Genomic DNA, 16592 nt, shown 5'->3' on the forward strand with positions numbered 1-16592 from the left:
CGTAAACAACCCGGACGGCGGGTTCCGCCCCGCACGGGTGCTCGCCGTCCGCACGGGGGTGCGCCGTCTGCACGGGGGTGCGTGGTCTGCACGGGGGTGCGCGGTCGGACGCCGCCGGCGTCGACGCCCGGCACCGCCGGCACCCGTCCTCGGGCGGTGCCCGCCCGAGGACGACGGCCCGGTGGCGGCGGACCGGTGGCGGCGGACCGGTGGCGGCGGGCCGGTGGCGGCGGGCCGGTCCACCGCGACCTGAACGCGGTGGAACGGTCCGCCGCGTGTCAGCCGGCCGCCGACAGTGCCTCCAGCGCCGTCGTGGTGGCAGGGTGCGCGGCGAGGAGCGCGGCCCCGCGCGGGGCGTTCACCGTGGGGCTCCCCCAGGCACCCTCGCAGCCGAGCAGATCCGCCAGCGCGTCACACGTCGCCGGATGCGCGGCGAGGAGGGCGACGCCGCGCGGGGCGTTCACCGCGGGGCTCCCCCAGGCACCCTCGCAGCCGAGCAGATCCGCCAGCGCGTCACACGTCGCCGGATGCGCGGCGAGGAGGGCGACGCCGCGGGCCGCGCCGTCCGGCCGGTCCGCCGGGACGGCCGCGGGCTCCCGCGGGGCGCGCCAGGGCGGCACCCAGGAGTCCAGCTCCGCCAGCCGTCCCGGGAAGACGCGGCCCGCCTCGCGGATCAGCAGCGGGGCCAGCTCCGCGCCGCCCGCCCGCAGGCTGGTGATCAGCGTCGGCAGCCAGGGCAGCAGCACCGGGTCCGGGAGCCGCGCGAAGGCGTTCGACACCGCCTCGACGACGAGGTCCGCCAGCTGCGGCACCGGTTCCAGGGCGTGCACGAACCCGCTGAGGTAGCGCGGGTAGGCGGGCACCACCAGGGGATTGCCGAGCAGTTCGTCGCAGCGGGCCCGCAGCTCCGTCCGGGACAGCGTGCCGAGGTGGGTCTGCGCCGCCCACAGCAGTGCCGTGCGGGAGGGCTCCCCCGGACGGGACCGGGCGAGGGCCAGCTCCAGCTGGGTGCGGTCGCAGCCCAGGGAGAGGGCGAGTCCCTCCATGCCGAAGAGGAAGCCCAGCATGGCGGCCACCTGTCGGACGGTGGCGTCCTCGTCGGTGAACGCCGTCGGCAGCAGCGTGCAGTAGTGGGCGTAGCCGGTCGTGACGAAGGACTCGATCCACGGCGGCAGGGCCGGCTCGTTCGTGCGGTAGTACGCCAGCAGGCGCCGCACGCGGCGCAGCACCTCGGGGGCGCCGTCCACGGTGCGCTCCGCCGCGAGGACCTCCAGGGCGCGGGTGCCCAGCTCGTCGGCGAGGCGACGGCCGCGCAGGTGGAGGATGGCGTCCTCGACGGTCTCCAGGACCTGGGCCGCCGTCGCCTGCGGGGCGTACGCGGCGCGCCGCAGGCGCTGTTCCAGGACCTGCTCGATGCTGACGCCCTCGTAGCCCAGCTCGATGAGGGCGCGCTGGTGGGTGCCCAGGGCCAGGTCCCAGGACTCCTGGATGGCGCGCTCCCCCAGGCGCCGGTCGCCCATGATCGGCCGGGCGGCGCCCTGGGGCAGCAGGCGGCGCAGCATCCACAGCACGTCGGAGCAGCGCTCCAGTTCGGGCCGGGCGGCGATGTCGAGCAGGGCGCGCCGCACGCCGCGCTGCTCGAGCCCGAGGTCCAGCGGGGCGAGCCGGTCGTGGACGTCCCGGGCGAGGGGCGGCAGCGCGTCGTAGCCGACCTGGCCGATCCGGTCGCCGCCCATCATGATCTCGACGAGCCGGCCGACGTCGCGCCGTCCCGGTACGGCTTCCTTCTCGATGCAGGTGACGGCCGCGTCCTGGAAGTCGTACGGCGTCGGGCGGACCCGGTCGCGCATCCCGGCCAGCAGGATCGACGTCTCGAACACGGCGATGGCGTCGGCGGTGGAGGCGAGGTAGCCGTTGCGCCGCGCGGCCCGCACGATCTCCACCGACCAGCCGAGCAGTTCGGCCTCGTCGAGGGGGTCGAGGGCGGGCGGCCGCCGGAGGAACCCGGTGAGCCGGTCGGCCGGCGGTGCCGGGGAGGCGGGTGGCGCGGGCACGGCCGTCTTCCTCGGCCGGGCGCTCCTCCTCGTGCCGGCCTGTCCTTCCAGGCGGTACGGCCGCACACCGGTCCGCTTGAGGTTCTTGGCCCATTCCGAGGCGGCGATGGACACGGATCCGGCGGCGAGGCCGAACTGCGCCTCGATCGCGGCGTGGCTGGAGGGGATGAGCCCGTGCCGCCACGTGGTGGCGGTGGGCGGGGTGACGGTGAAGGTGCCGCCGCCCTCGACGCCGAACTCCTCGACGTGGCTGGCGGCGTGGAACGCGCCGCAGACGTAGAGGCAGTCGGCGGGGTCGGTGCCGGTGGCCGCGAGGTGCTCGCGCATCCGTGTCCACATGTACCGTTCGCGGTCCTCGTCGACCCGGAGGCGGCGCGGGTCGCCGGGTGCCAGGCGCCGGAAGAGGCTGCCGATGAGCAGCATGACCTGCCGGTAGGTGTCGTGGTCGCTGTCCCCGAGCGGCAGTTCGACGTACTGGTGCCACCACTCCGACCAGTGCCGCACCCGGCCGTGGCGCAGCAGGTGCTCCTCCAGTTCGGCGAAGCGCGGTCGCAGGTCGCCGATCTCGACGCCGACCGCGTCGCCGTGCAGGACGCTCTCCTCGTCGGCCGCCGGCGCGTCCGGGTCGGGCTCCGCGGCGGGCGGGGTCTCCCACTGGAACACGTGGTCCGAGGAGCGGTCGACGAGGACGAGTTCGACGCCCGGGGTGTCGAGGGCGTAGGCGATGGCCTGGTACTCGGCGGAGGCCTCGGTGACCGGGGCGACGACCGACAGCGGCGACCAGTCGGCGGGGAAGCCCTCGACCTCGGTCGCGAACGCCTGCACCGCCACCGGGAGGCGGCAGTTGCGCAGCTCGGTCAGGAGGGGCGCCATGTCCTCGCACAGCTCCAGGTAGACCACCTTCGGCTGCTTCTCGCGCAGCCGGCGGGCCATGGCGAGCGCCGAGGCCGGGGAGTGGTGGCAGACCGGGAAGATCTCCAGCGGCTCGCGCACGGCGCGCTCGACGTCGTCGACGATGCCGCGGAGGAGTCCCTCCAGGGCGCCGGGACCGTCGGCGAACGCGGTGGCCGCGTCGTGGAGCTGGGTGCGCAGGGCGCCGAACGTGCCCTCGGACGGGGCGCTCACGACAGGGTCGCGATCGCGTCGCGGCCGCCCTCCAGGAACTCCGGCCAGGAGCCCCCCTCCTCCTTGCTGCGCGGCTCGACGACGCCGTGCAGGTACTTGTTGAGGATGGCGAGGTCCTCGGGGTCGCGGCGGGCGAGGGAGCCGACCAGGGAGGAGGCGAGGGTCCGTGCGCTCAGGGCGCGTTCGCCGAAGAAGTCGCCGTGCAGGACGGCGTCCTCCAGGACACCGATCTGTTCGGCGGTGGAGAGCGCGGACTCCAGCTTCTCGTCGTCGCCGGCCGCCGCGGCGGCCGAGGCGCGCAGGTCGGCGAAGCTCTGCAGCAGCACGTCCAGCAGGGTGGGCGGCACGTCCAGTTCGATCTGGTGGCGGCGCAGCAGTTCCTCGGTGCGGAAGCGGACGATCTCCGCCTCGCTCTTCTTGTTCGTCACGACGGGGATGCGGACGAAGTTGAAGCGGCGCTTGAGGGCCGAGGACAGGTCGTTGACGCCCCGGTCGCGGCTGTTGGCGGTGGCGATGACGGAGAAGCCCGGCTTGGCGAACACGATGCCGTCGCTGTCGAGTTCGGGGACCGAGATGTACTTCTCGGAGAGGATGGAGATCAGGGCGTCCTGGACGTCGCTGGTGGAGCGGGTGAGCTCCTCGAACCGGCCGATCGTGCCGGTCTCCATCGCGGTCATGATCGGCGAGGGGATCATCGACTCGCGGGACTGGCCCTTGGCGATGACCATGGACACGTTCCACGAGTACTTGATGTGGTCCTCGGTGGTACCGGCCGTGCCCTGGACGACCTGGGTGGAGTTGCGGCAGACGGCGGCGGCCAGCAGCTCGGCCAGCCAGCTCTTGCCGGTGCCGGGGTCGCCGATGAGGAGCAGGCCGCGGTCGGAGGCGAGGGTGACGATGGCCCGCTCGACGATGCTGCGGTCGCCGAACCACTTCTGGGAGACGTCCCGGTCGAGGCCGTCCGCCCGCTCGGAGCCGAGGACGAACAGCCGGATCATCTTGGGCGACAGCCGCCAGGAGAACGGTTTGGGGTGGTCGTCCACCGACTCCAGCCAGTCCAGTTCCTCGGCGTACTTGATCTCGGCGGGGGCGCGCAACAGGTCGGACATCGGCAGGCCTTTCAGCGGAAGGGCGGGAAGACGGGAGGGGGAAGAGGGGCGGAGCGGGCGTATCAGGTGAGGAACGTCTTCAGCTCGTGCACGAGCTTGCGGATGTGACCGGAGAGCACGGGGGTGCCGAGGTCCTTGAAGCGTTCGCGGAACCAGGGGTTGACGCTGCCGCGGCCGGAGCTGGTCACCGAGCCGACGGGGATGAACTTGACCCCCGAGCGGTGCAGGGCGGCCATGCTGTCGTAGAGGGGTTCGCCGCGCCACTCGTAGAAGTCGGAGATCCACACCACGACGGTGTTGCGCGGCTCGGCGATCTTGGGCTGGGCCAGGGCCATGGCGACGGTGCCGTCGGTGCCGCCGCCGAGGTGGGTGCGCAGGAGGGTCTCGAAGGGGTCGTGCACCCAGGGGGTCAGGTCGAGCGCCTGGGTGTCGTACGCGATGAGGTGGACGTCGACCTTCGGCAGCCCGGCGAAGATCGAGGCCAGGATGGTGCAGTTGACCATGGAGTCGACCATCGAGCCGGACTGGTCCACCACGACGACGAGCCGCTGCGGTGTGGTCCTGCGGGCGGTGTGCCGGTAGTAGAGGCGGTCGACGTAGAGCCGTTCCTCCTCGGGGCTGTAGTTGGTGAGGTTCTTCCAGACGGTGCGGTCGAGATCGAGGTTGCGGAACACCCGCTTCGGCGGGACGGACCGGTCGACGGCGCCGACCGTGGTCTTCTCGACCTGGGTGCGCAGCACTTCGGCGACCTCGTCCACGAACCGGCGGATCAGCGCCTTGGCGTTGGCGAGGGCGACTCCGGACAGGTTGTTCTTGTCCCGCAGCAGTTGCTCGATCAGCGACATGCTCGGGGTGAGCCGGGCGGCGAGCGCGGGGTCGGCGAGCACCTCGCGCAGGTGCATCCGCTTGACCAGGTCGGCTTCGAGGGCGCCGAGTTCGGGTCCGATCTGCGGGACGAGCCGGCTGAGGTCGGGGGTGCGGCCGTTGCCGCCCGAGCCGGTCGGGCCGGCACCGCGGCCGCCGCCGGCCCGTCCGCCGCGCAGGTCGCCGGGCGCGCAGCCGAGCGCCCGCTCCAGCCAGCCGGCGTCCGCCTGCCAGCGCGCCAGCCGACCGGCGCTGACGGCTCCGGTGCCGGTGGCGAAGACGTTGAGCAGCACCTTGGAGACGAGGGCCGCGCGCCGCACCTCGGCCGGACGGTCACGCGTGTCGTCGGGGCCGGCGGCCGGGCCGGGTTCGGTCTCGGCGGCCGGGTCGGCTTCGGCTTCGGGGACCATCAGGCCGTCGAACTCGGCGGCCAGCTCCGGGTGGCGCTGCACGACGGAGTCGACGGAGGTTCCCGGGTCCAGCAGGGCGGGCGGCAGGCCGATGTCCTCGACGACGGCGAGGCTCGCGGACTCCAGCGCGGCCTGTTCCTCCGGGTCGAAGAGACGGGCCAGGAGACGCCAGTAGAGGACCTGTCGGCGGTTGTCGTGCGGTGCGGCCCCGGTCTCGGCCGGGTGCCGGTCACCGGTCTCGGGCTCGGTCATGTGCGCAGCAGCCTTCCCGCCCGCTCCCGCAGGACGGTCACGGCGTCCGTGGCGGCCTTCTCGGCCCGGGCGCCGGTCTTGTCGGTGGTGCCGCCCGCCCAGGCGCCCGCCTGGAGGGCGGTGGTCCTCCTGCGCACCGTGGTCTCGACGGCGAGCGGCTGGAGGCGGAACGCGCCGTCGTCCCAGCGCAGCAGGCCGATGCAGGCGGTGGAGGCGGCCACCGCCGCGGGGGTGAGGGGACCGGCGGCGGGGATGCGGTCGGTGTCCACGACGAGGGAGTGTCCGGCGAAGCCGAAGGTGATCGCGGTGTCGTCGTCCTGCCGGACGGTGTAGCCCTCCAGGAACACCGGTTCGGCCAGACGCGCGGGGTGGCGGTCCAGCGGTGCGGTGGGCGCCGCCGTGGCGGTCGGGAGGGCGACGCGGGCGGTGGCGAAGGCGTCGGCGGGTCCGCCCGCGCGGGCCAGGCCGTCGTCCCAGATCAGGTCGCCGTCCTCGGTGAGGGGCATGTCGGTGAGCTGCATGGACCGGCCTTCGCCGAGGGCCGTCAGCAGCGCCAGGTGGGGCCGCAGGAGCTGCCAGACGCCGGCCGCGACGACGGTGTCCGGCTTGGGTACGGAGACGGCGGCGCGCACCAGGCGGGCCGGGCCGCCGTCCGCAGGCTCGAACACCGCGTGGACCTGCGCCTGGGCGGCCGTCGCGTGTTCGTGCAGGTCGACGCCGAGGGGGAGCAGACGGCCGGTGGCGGGGGCGGTCGGCGCCGGGCCGGCGGCGCCGGGCCGGGTCAGCAGCAGGGCGCGCGCCCACAGGTCGCCCCAGCGGCGGGCGGGAAAGCGGTCCAGGGCGGCGCCGGGGCAGGAGGCGGCGAGTTCGGCGGCGAAGCCGTCGAGCAGGGTGGCCAGGCGGCGCAGCCCGGGGTCGGGCAGCATCGCGGAGACGATCTGCGCGGCCGAGCCGACGAGTTCGTGGTCGATGCCCTGCCAGCCGGCGCGGGCCAGGTCGGCGAGCCAGGTCCGGGCGGCCAGCAGCAGGTTGACGGTCCGTCCCGGCGCCGGAGCGGGCGCCGCGGCCTCGCCGCGGGTGCGGCCGGCGCTCTCGTCGGCGCGGGCCGCCAGGGCGTCGTGGGCGGCGCCCAGGAGGGCGGTGCGGGCGGCGGCGAGGACGACGAGGTGGTCCTCGCCCGCGGCTCCCGCCGCCGCCTTCTCGACGGCTTCCGCGGCCCCGGCGGCCAGCGGCGAGCCGGCCACGGCGCGGGCGAGTTCCGTCAGGTCGGCGACGCGGGCGGGCTGCGGGCGGAGCAGGCCCGCGACGAGGGCCCGGTCGAAGGCGTCGACCGCCGCCAGCGCCTCGTCGAGTCCGTCGACGGGGGCGGCCAGCAGGTCCACGGAGCCCGCGTCCGCGACGGGCCCGGTCGCGGACGCGGCCTTTGGCCCGGCCGCGGGTGTTCCGGGGGCGTCCGCCGTCCTGGTCGGCGGGAACCACTGCATCTCGGGCGACGGGACCGTGGTGGGCTCGAGTTCGAGGTAGGCGAGGTGCCGCAGGAAGCGGCTGAAGACGGAGGCCGCCGAGGTCTTCCCGTCGGCCGGGGCGGGCCGGGTGGCGGTCATGGCGTCGGTGATGCCGGGGACCGTGGCCTCCCCGCCGGCCGGCTCGACGCGCAGGTAGCGGGCGACCCGATCGGCGCCGTACTGCAGGGCGGCCTCGGTGATCAGGGCGCGGATGTGGTTGCAGTACGAGCCGCGCGCGCCGCCGCAGGGGCGGTTGTTGTTGGTGCTGCACGCGAACGCGTACGTCCCGGCGGCCACCGACGAGACGTACACGCGCTCGATGTCCGAGCCGCTGGAGACGACGCCCTGGAGGCGTCCGTCGGCCAGTTCGACGAAGGGGACCTTGGCGAGTCTGCGGGGCCGCGCGGGCGGCACCACGCGGGCCGTGCTCGACCTCTCCCAGGGCGACAACGCACCATCTCCTTTGCAGCACAGAGCCCGGTCGCGCCGGGTCGGCGCAGCACAGGGGGGCTGTCGCACCGGAGCCGGCGCGACGAGAACGAAGCTATCGGTGACCACTGACAACGCCCCTCGGTCACCTGTGCGGAGCGGCTCCAGCCCTCGGCCCCCGGCGCCCGTCGCCGGAGCGGCGGACGGCCGGGGCCGACGCGGCGTCAGGCGCCCGTGCCCGGCGCGGGATCGGGGTGGGGTCGCCGCCGCCCGGGATGAGGTGGGGCGGGGTCGCCGCTGCCCGGGGTGAGGTGGGGCGGGCCGACGTCGATCCGTGTCGGGCGCATGAGTGCCATGCCGGGGAACGGGGTGAGCAGGACGCCCCGGTGGGCGCGGCAGGGGTGGAGGAGGTCCTCCGGTCCGGTGTCGCCGGCCGTCGCGACCCCGGTGCCGGTGCGGGGCGGCGGGGCGGCGGAGCGGCGGAGCGGTACCGGGTGCGGCGGGTCCAGGGGCGGCCGGCGGACCGGGCACGGGCGCGATCGCCGTACCCCTCGGCCGTGTCGCCGACACGGCCGCCCCGTGCGGGTCAGCCGCCGGTGCGGCCGGTCCCCTCCCCCGCCGGTGCCCCGGAGCGGACCCTGGCGACGGCCGCCGCCACCTGCTCCCGGACGGCCTCCGGCGGCGGGCCCCCCTCCACGGCGCCGACGAGGTCGCGGGCGAGGTGGTGCAGCTTGGTGTTGGTGTGCTGGGAGGCGTCGACCAGCACCCGCCAGGCTTCCTGCGCGCTCAGGGCGAACGAGGCCATGAGGATGCCGCGGGCGAGGTCGATCACCGGGCGGGTCCGCATGGCCCGCCGCAGCTGGACGACCTCGACGCGCGGGTCCTGCTCGCCGTCGGGGTCCTGCGGCGGGCCGGGGTCGAGCGCGTCGCCCGCGGGACGGGGGGCGGGGTCGGGGTCGGGGTCGGCGAACAGCCGGCCGGTGCCGGTCAGTTCGAGAAGCCGTTCCACCACGGGGGAGGCCGAGCGGATGACGACCTCCTTGCCCTGGCTCAGGCCCCGCTCGCGCAGTTCGAGCAGGACGTTCAGAACAGCGCAGTCGCAGAACTCGACGGCCCCGAGATCGAGGTCCACCGCACGGGCGGCACCGGCCAGCGCCGCCCGCAGGGCGTGCTCGAGCTGCTCGGTGGCGTCCAGGTCCAGCTCGCCGCGGATCTCCACGGCCACCCGCTCACCCCGCGCGTGCAGGGACACCCAGGGCACCGGCCGGGTGTGCGGCGTGCCGCTCCCCCCGGCTCCCGGGCCGTCCTCTCCCGCGCCGTGACCCGTGTCGTACGCAGGCTCCGCCATGACCGCCTCCCCGGTCACCGTACTTACCCTCCCAGGCTCGCTCCGGCACACGTGATGCGTCAACCGATACACGAAATGCAGTTCCTGTTTTTGTCTACGTGAATCCTAAGTCGTACGATCACCTCATGGAAGGAGTGCCCCGATCGCACACAGGCTGGACGTTCCTGACCAACCACGCGCGCGTGCTGGCGGTCATCGCGGACGACCAGACGGCCCGGATCCGCGACATCGCCGCGCGCTGCCGGCTGACCGAACGCGCCGTCCAGAAGATCATCGCCGACCTGGAACAGGACGGTTACCTGTCCCACACCAGGGAAGGGCGCGGCAACATCTACCGGATCGAACCGGACAAGGTGCTGCGCCACCCGGCCGAGGCGGGACTGGCGGTGGCGGCCCTGCTCTCCCTGCTCGTCCAGGACGAGGCGCACCGCGCCCGCACCCCGGGGCCGCGCCCCGACGAGGCCTGACCGGACGGGTCGTCGCGGCCCGGCGCCGACCGGCCGCGCCGATCCCCCCGGGCGGTCGGCCCGAGGGGTCGGCCCGGGCGGTCGATTCGGTCCGCCAACTCGCGCGTCGCCAAACGCCGTTGCGGCGAAGAGAGACCAAGGTCACGAATACGTATCGGACATTTAACCCTTGAACCTTCACACCAGCCACACAAGTTGGCTAGGTTGACGCAAGGCCGCACGACCGACTCCGGCGAACCCCGCCGGCCGCGCGGCCTCCGCCGGGTCCGGGGCACCACGTGCCGCGGCCGGAGCCGGGACCGTCCGCCCCCCCGGGCGGGACGCCCGACGGGACGGCGGGCGCGGGAGCACCTCACCGCAGGGGCCGCTCCCCGGCCCACCGCCCACCCGGCCGGCGGAGCACGGAAGGAGTACGTCTTCCATGGCGACGGATCGCACCGCGCTCCCGGCGGGCACCGGCTCCGCACGCGTCGAGGACGCCGACGCGCCGAGCCGTGCGGAGGTCCAGCGGCGGGTCAGCGCCCTGTACGACCGGGCCGAGACCGACACCGGGACGTTCAACGCCACCCGCGCCAGGTCGGGCGGAGGCGGCCGCCGGACCGTCACCTCCGTCGCCAACAGCGGGCGGCCGGCGGCCGATCCCTCGCTGGAGGCGGTGACCCGCCAGTGGTTCGACATGGCACGCAGCCGGATCGGGCCGACCACCCCCGCCACCCTGCCCGCCGACCGCCTGCCGGAGCGGCCCGCCGCCCTCCCGCGCCCGCGGAGCGCACCGGAACTGCCGCCCGGCGGCGGCGCCGCACGGGAGCCGGGAACCGGGGGCCGGCTCGAACTGGAGGCCGGCGGCGGACGCACGCCGGAGCTGACCGGGCGGACCCCGGCCGCACTGCCCGCGGCTCCCGCCACCCCGTCGCCGGCGCCCAGGGCGCTGCCGCCCGCTCCGGCCGCCACCGCGCCCTCCCCCGCCCCGGCCGCTCCGCGGGCGGCCCTGCACAGCGGCAAGGAGGCCGTCCGGCACAAGCTCACCGCCGCCCGCGAGGTGCTGGCCCGCGCAGCCGCACAGCCGGTGCCGGCACTCCCCGCGGCCGGGTCACGGCCCGCCGGACAGACCTGGGACACCGGGCAGCGGCAGACCTGGGACACCGGGCAGCGGCAGACCTGGGACACCGGGCGGCAGCAGGCCTGGGACACCGGGCTGCAGCAGACCTACGACGCCGGGACCGGCACGTGGGCGGGGCAGTGGACCGGCAGCGGGGAGGACGTCCTCACGTCGACCGGCCGCAACGCCGTCGTCCGTCCCGCCGCCGGGACCGGCTCGCCGGTGCCCGCCGCGGAGTCCGGCACGCCCGCTTACGGCTTCCCCGCCCCCACCTCGGACTTCGCCGTGCCCCAGCCCCCGCTGGCGGCGCCCCGGAACTCCTTCCCGGAGCCCGAGACGGGCCTGTTGGCGGCCAGTTACGGCGATCTCCTGGCCGCCGTGCCCGGACCCGCCGCACCGGCCGTCCCGCCCCAGCCGGTCCAGGCCACGCTCCCGGCACCGGAACCGGCCTTCTCCGGGGCCGGGTTCGCCCTCCCCGCACCCGGGATCGGCCTGCCGCTGCCCGAGTTCACCCTCCCGACCGCGCCGGCGGCCGCGCCCGCCCCGACCGCACCGTCCGCCGTACCCGCACCGTCCCCCCTCGACGTCACCGTCCGCACGACCGGGACCGGGTACCTCGGCAAGGCGGACAAGGCCCTCGCCTTCGCCCGCGCCCAGCTCGGCAGGCCGTGCGTGACGGGTGCCACGGGGCCGGAGTCGTACGACTCCTCCAGCCTCACCCAGGCCGCCTGGCGGGCCGCCGGGGTGACGCTGCCGCGCACGGCGCTCGACCAGGCGCGGGCCTTCACCCGGGTCGCCCTGGACGACCTGCGCCCCGGCGACCTGGTCTTCTTCCACGACGACCTGAGCCACACCGGTCTGTGCACGGGCGACGGCATGATGATCCACGCTCCGGGCCCCGGCGCGGCCATCCGCGAGGAGCCGGTCCACGCGCTCGGCGAGGGCGCCCTGCGCGGCGCGGTGCGGCCTGCCTGACACCGCCCCGACCGGTCACCCGGTGTGACGAGGATCGCTCACCGCACGCCGGAGTTCGCCCGCATCTGCCCGCGGCGGGCGTTGTTGTAGGCACGCAGGAGGTGCTTGGAGACGGCGCACGGCACGGCGTCGTAGTGACACTGCCGACACGTACGGGCGTGCTCCTCGTAGGTGGCAAGGGCTTGCTGCAGGGCGTCCTCGGGCGAGGTCATCGGGGGTCCTCCGAAGGGAACGACGGTCTCGGGGCCCCACCTACCGGCCAGTAGCCCCATCTCAGGAAGAAGAGTGGATCATGTTACTGACGGTAGCGGAAACTCGGCTTCCGCCCGCTCGCGGAAACCGGCCACGGCTCCTTCGGCCCGCCCCTACGCTGGAGCACCGTCAGGGCCGCGCGGGCGCGGGGCCCGCCCACCACGAGGGGAGGCCGGCGTGACCGGCGAGGACGGGAAGCGGCGCGCGGCGGCGGTGTTCGACGCGCTCGGCTCGGAGTACGAGAAGGCCTTCGCCCGTTCCGAGGGGCACCACCGATCGCTGCGGTGGCTGCTCGGGCGGCTCGCACCGGGCAGCCGGGTGCTGGACGTGGGCAGCGGGACGGGCCGGCCGACGGCCGGGACCCTCGTGGACGCCGGGCACGACGTACTGGGCGTCGACGTCTCCCCCGTCATGGTCGGCATCGCCGCCCGGCAGGTCCCGGGAGCGACGTTCCGGTGTCTCGACGTGCGGGAGATGCCGCTGGAAGATGGCTCGTTCCACGCGGTCTGCGTCTACTTCTCCCTGCTCCAGATGGACCGCGCCCAGCAGAGCGCCCTGGTCGGCCGGCTGGCACGGGCCCTGGTGCCGGGCGGCAGCCTCGTCCTCGCCACGGTGCCGCTGGACGTGGAGGGCGTGGACGCGGTGTTCATGGGGCAGCCGGTGCGGGTCACCAGCTTCGCCCGCGACGACCTCGTCGAGATGGTGGGGGACGCGGGGCTGACGGTGCTGGCCGAGGAGAACCTGCTGTTCACCCCCGACCACCCCGAGGCCGTACCCGAGCCGCACGTCTTCCTGCACTGCGGCCGGCCCTGACCGCCTCGGTCCCCGCCCCTGCGCCCCGGCCTCAGCGGTCCAGCCGGGCCGCCGTCCCCAGCACCACGGCCGCCGCCCCCGTCCCGAGGAGCGCGCCGGCCACGACGTCGCCCGGGTAGTGCACCCCGGTGTGGACGCGCGAGTAGCCCACCGCGCAGGCGAGCAGGCCCAGCGGGACGGCGGCGACCGGGAACGCCTGGCCGACGGCGGCCGCGAAGGCGACGGCCGACGCGGTGTGCCCGGAGGGGAACGAGGCCGAGTCCGGCATCGGCACGTGCCGTCCCGGGAACGGCGAGTCGACGGCGCGGTGCGGGCGCGGACGGCGGACGAGGCGCTTGCCGAGCAGGTTGGCGCTCGCCGAGGCGACCCCGACGGCCGCGACGCCCAGGGCGGCGGCGCGCCGGGCCCGGCCGCCGCTCAGCGCGAGCCCGCCGGCGATCACGAAGGACACTTTGGAGTGGTCCGACGCGGCGGACAGCCGGCGCAGCGCGGTGTCCAGGGTGGGCGTCCTGGTCACGGCGACGGTCTCGTAGAGGGCCTGGTCGAGGAGGGCGAGGTCGCGCACCAGGTGCGGTGTGCGGCTGCGCGGCTCGGTTCGGCGGTCAGACATCGTGCGTCTCCTGGATCGTGCGGGTGTCGGTGCGGCCGAGTGCGAGGGCGACGATGCGCCGCCAGTCGACGGCGGGCGGCGCGTAGGGGGCGCCCGGACGGTGGCGGGGCACCCGGACCCGGAGCGCGCCGGGCCGCAGCGTGCACACGACCGGGACGGGCAGGTCGAGCGCCTCGCCGTCGACGGCCACCGGGATGTGCCCCACGGGCGCCTCCACGGTGACCCGGCGGGACGCCACGGACGTGATGCCGCTGGCCCGTTCGCCCAGCAGGACCAGTTCGGCGGCCTGCCCCGGTCCCTCCACGCGGACGCCGATGACGCCGAGCTTTCCGGTGTCCAGGCGGGGGCGGCGGCCCCCGCCGAGCGGGTCGGCGCGGGCGTAGGGGTTGTTGCTGACCAGGAGTGCCTGCGGGGCGTGCAGCCGGACGCCGTCGTCGGTGCGCACGTCGAGCGTGGCGCCGGCCTCGCCCGCGAGCAGGTCGGGCAGGTGCTCCAGGAAGGTGGCGGCCTTGGCGTCGCGGTACGCCGGGCTCTGCACGATCTCCGCGTACGCCCCGAACGACACGGTGTTGACGAACGGCCGGCCGTCGACGTCGCCGAGGTCGACGCGGAGTTCCACGCCGTCGGTCAGGGCGTCGAGGCTGCGCGCGGGGTCGGTGCGGTCCAGGCCGAGGTCCATGGCGAAGTGGTTGCGGGTGCCGGCGGCGATGACCAGGAAGGGCAGTCCGTGGTCGGCGGCCACGGCCGCGACGAGCGCCTGGGTGCCGTCGCCGCCCGCGACCCCGAGCAGGTCGGCGCCGTCGGCCACGGCCTGCCGGGCCACCAGCGCGGGGTCGGGGTAGATGTCCGGGCCGAGCACGATCACCCGGGCGCCCAGTGCCTGGGCCCGCTCGACCAGGTCGAACCGTTCGACCTTGCCGCCGCCCGAGCGCACGTTCATCAGCAGCACCGGCCGCTTCGGGGGCGGGACCCTGCGGGTGTGCATGCCGCGCGGGCGGCGCAGGGCACGCAGCGCCGAGCGGGCCGAGGCGAAGGCCGCCGTCCACAGGGCGAGCGCGCCGACGGCCACGACCCACAGCCCGGACGCGGCGTACAGCACCAGCACGCCCACGGGCGCGGCCACGGCCAGCGCGGCGCCCGCCAGCCGGGCCCCGCCGCGGTGCGCCAGCATCCACCAGATGCCGGCCCCGGCGAGCGCGAGCCCGGCGAACCCGGTGAGCAGGACCAGCCAGCCGCCGGAGTCGACGCCCGAGAAGACGACGGCGACGCAGCCCGCGAGCAGGACCAGGGCCAGCCGTGCCCAGCCGCGGGCGCGGCCGATCCCGCCGTGCGGCCGGCTCGTGTCCGTCGTCCCCTTCGTGCCCGTCTCCTTCATCCCGCGCCCGCCATGCTCCGAGGTCCCCCTGTCCCACGTGGCCCGGGCCACCGTGCCGCCGTCCGCTGCGGATGTCCGCACCGGGGTCCCGGACCGCCCTCCGCGTCCATGGTGGGGACGGCGGGGCGGCCCGGCATCCCGGGCGGGCGCTCGGTCAATTGTCCACGCCGCAGCAGCCGCTCGCGTCCGGGGCCCCGGACGCGGTGTCGAGACGGCAGAAGCAGGAGGCCTCGACGGGTACGTCCGTCAGCGCGTCCGCGAACTTCAGCTGCTGGGCCACGATCCGCGCCTCGCCGTCCTTGCCGAGCCGGACGAGGCACTCGTGCAGTCCGTGCAGGGACCAGATGTTGCCGGGGTGCTGGGAGGGCCGGGGCAGCGAGTCGTCGAGGCCCAGGTCGGCCCGGTAGACCGCCTCCGCCTCGGCGATCCGGCCCTGTTCGAGCAGCAGGGCCCCGTAGGCGTGCCGGGTGGGCTGCATCCAGCCCCAGGGTTCGTCGTAGGGGAGGTCGTCGTCGAGGCGGATCGAGCGTTCCAGGGCGGCGAAGGCGGCCTCGTACCGGCCCTTGCGGTACTCGAGTTCGCCGTCGAGCATGGCGGCGGCGACGGCGAGGATGTCGGCGCAGGTGTTGTTGAACAGCATGCGCGTCCGCGGGACCCGGGCGGCGGCCTCCCCGAACCGGGTGCGCTCGGCCTCCGCCTCCGGGATCCGGCCGGTCGCGGAGAGGGCGACGCCGCGGGCGTAGTGCCGCATCGCGGTCGTCATGCTGTACAGCAGCGGGTCGGCGGGCTCCGGCAGCGCCAGGACGTCGGCCCAGCGGCCGAAGCGGATCAGCACGTGGACCCGCATCGCGAGGAACGCCTCCAGCCAGTCCGCCATGGGCGGGCTCTCCACCCGCAGCAGTTCCTCCGGCAGGCACTCCTCCAGCCGGGCGGCCGCCTCCAGGGCGATGTCCGACCGGCCGAGGAACATCGCGCCGTAGATGCGGAAGTGGTGGTTGTGGGCGCGGTAGAGGGTGTAGAAGTTCATCGCCCCGGACCGGGCCGCGTACTTCTCGTCGGCGGCGATCGCGCGGGTGTTGTCCGCCACCACCGCGCGGTAGTTGCCGCACAGCACCTCCAGGTGCGAGGGCATGTGCTGGAGGTGGCCGGCGTCGGGGACGAGGTCGCGCAGCCGGTCGGCGACGGGCAGCGCCCGCTCGGGAGCCGGCGACATCTCCATCAGGTGGACGTGGAGGTGCAGTACGCCGGGGTGGCGGGTCCCGGCCTCCGTGGCGAGCGCCGCGTCGAGCACGGCCCGCGCCTCACGCGTGCGCGCGCCCCGGGCGGGTTCGCCCGTGCGCAGGTCCCACAGCTGCCAGGGGGTGAGGTTCATCAGGGCGTCGGCGTACAGGGCGCTGACGTCGAGGTCGTCGGGCGCGAGGGCGTGGACGGCGGCCATGGCGTCGGCGTAGGGCGCGTTCCACACCGAGCAGTCCTCGGCCGGCCGGTCCCGGGGGTAGCGGGCGCGCAGGGCGCCGATCAGGGCGCGTTCGACGGGGGTGGCGCGCCCGGCCCTGTCGTGGGCGAGTTCCACGGCGGCGTGGGTGCGCGCCACGGTCCGGGCCAGGTCCCGGTCGTCGAAGAAATCCCAGGGCTTGTTGTAGTTGGGGCCGAGCGCGTAGGCGATCCCCCAGTGGGCCATCGCGCAGTCCGGGTCGGCGCGGGCCGCGTTCTCGAAGCAGACGACGGCCTCCTCGTGGTGGAAGGCGTACGACCAGACCAGGCCGCGGTCGAACCAGCGCTGGGCCTCGGCGGAGGAGGTGGTGACCGTGCGGCGGTGGTCGCCGAGGTCGTAGTACTCCGGGTCGGTGTCCGCGGTCCCGTTTCCGTCCTGCATGGGGCTCCCCTCGTCGTGCGGCCGCCCCG

The 16592-nt window shown here is 75.4% G+C and carries 12 protein-coding genes and 1 pseudogene; 3 read left to right on the forward strand and 10 right to left on the reverse strand.

The window, feature by feature from the left end; all coding sequences use genetic code 11:
* Window positions 1–278: 278 nt before the first annotated feature.
* The 6 genes and pseudogenes from ACZ5FU_RS20815 to ACZ5FU_RS20840 form a co-directional block, all read right to left on the reverse strand.
* Entirely contained in the window at window positions 279–3179 is a 2901-nt protein-coding gene (locus ACZ5FU_RS20815; RefSeq protein WP_469046131.1) for a DUF5682 family protein, read from the reverse strand.
* Window positions 3176–4288, reverse strand: coding sequence for an ATP-binding protein (locus tag ACZ5FU_RS20820; RefSeq protein ID WP_451527710.1), 1113 nt, complete (start codon window positions 4286–4288; stop codon window positions 3176–3178). Before ACZ5FU_RS20820 ends, ACZ5FU_RS20815 begins: the two co-directional genes overlap by 4 nt.
* A 62-nt stretch (window positions 4289–4350) precedes the next feature.
* The gene (locus ACZ5FU_RS20825) at window positions 4351–5814 is read right to left on the reverse strand and encodes a vWA domain-containing protein (RefSeq protein ID WP_469046133.1); all 1464 of its coding nucleotides are present in this window, start codon (window positions 5812–5814) and stop codon (window positions 4351–4353) included.
* Entirely contained in the window at window positions 5811–7196 is a 1386-nt protein-coding gene (locus ACZ5FU_RS20830) for a hypothetical protein (RefSeq protein ID WP_469046212.1), read from the reverse strand. Before ACZ5FU_RS20830 ends, ACZ5FU_RS20825 begins: the two co-directional genes overlap by 4 nt.
* 81 nt (window positions 7197–7277) lie before the next feature.
* Window positions 7278–7769 (reverse strand): annotated as a pseudogene (locus ACZ5FU_RS20835) (hypothetical protein); the annotation flags it as partial.
* Between the two features lie 565 nt (window positions 7770–8334).
* Window positions 8335–9096, reverse strand: a complete 762-nt coding sequence (locus tag ACZ5FU_RS20840; RefSeq protein WP_468836428.1) for an anti-sigma factor antagonist — start codon at window positions 9094–9096, stop codon at window positions 8335–8337.
* 125 nt (window positions 9097–9221) lie between these two features.
* On the opposite strand from ACZ5FU_RS20840, the gene ACZ5FU_RS20845 reads away from it, so the two are divergent.
* Both ACZ5FU_RS20845 and ACZ5FU_RS20850 read left to right on the forward strand, forming a co-directional pair.
* A complete protein-coding gene (locus ACZ5FU_RS20845) occupies window positions 9222–9563 on the forward strand; it encodes a helix-turn-helix transcriptional regulator (RefSeq protein ID WP_468836425.1) in 342 nt (113 codons plus the stop codon).
* Window positions 9564–9984: 421 nt separating this feature from the next.
* Complete coding sequence (locus tag ACZ5FU_RS20850; RefSeq protein ID WP_468836420.1) at window positions 9985–11637, forward strand: C40 family peptidase; 1653 nt, start codon at window positions 9985–9987, stop codon at window positions 11635–11637.
* A gap of 38 nt (window positions 11638–11675) precedes the next feature.
* Here ACZ5FU_RS20850 and ACZ5FU_RS20855 read toward each other — a convergent pair whose 3' ends face one another.
* Window positions 11676–11849, reverse strand: coding sequence for a hypothetical protein (locus ACZ5FU_RS20855; RefSeq protein WP_451527705.1), 174 nt, complete (start codon window positions 11847–11849; stop codon window positions 11676–11678).
* A gap of 217 nt (window positions 11850–12066) precedes the next feature.
* On the opposite strand from ACZ5FU_RS20855, the gene ACZ5FU_RS20860 reads away from it, so the two are divergent.
* Window positions 12067–12702: a class I SAM-dependent methyltransferase gene (locus ACZ5FU_RS20860; RefSeq protein WP_451527704.1), complete on the forward strand. Its 636-nt coding sequence runs from the start codon at window positions 12067–12069 to the stop codon at window positions 12700–12702.
* Window positions 12703–12733: 31 nt separating this feature from the next.
* Here ACZ5FU_RS20860 and ACZ5FU_RS20865 read toward each other — a convergent pair whose 3' ends face one another.
* The 3 genes from ACZ5FU_RS20865 to ACZ5FU_RS20875 form a co-directional block, all read right to left on the reverse strand.
* Entirely contained in the window at window positions 12734–13312 is a 579-nt protein-coding gene (locus tag ACZ5FU_RS20865) for a phosphatase PAP2 family protein (RefSeq protein WP_451527703.1), read from the reverse strand.
* Window positions 13305–14687: a diacylglycerol/lipid kinase family protein gene (locus ACZ5FU_RS20870; RefSeq protein WP_451527702.1), complete on the reverse strand. Its 1383-nt coding sequence runs from the start codon at window positions 14685–14687 to the stop codon at window positions 13305–13307. Before ACZ5FU_RS20870 ends, ACZ5FU_RS20865 begins: the two co-directional genes overlap by 8 nt.
* Window positions 14688–14841: 154 nt before the next feature.
* Window positions 14842–16563, reverse strand: coding sequence for a hypothetical protein (locus ACZ5FU_RS20875; RefSeq protein WP_469046135.1), 1722 nt, complete (start codon window positions 16561–16563; stop codon window positions 14842–14844).
* Between the last annotated feature and the right edge of the window lie 29 nt (window positions 16564–16592).

The sequence above is a fragment of the Streptomyces sp. NPDC031554 genome (assembly GCF_055580685.1).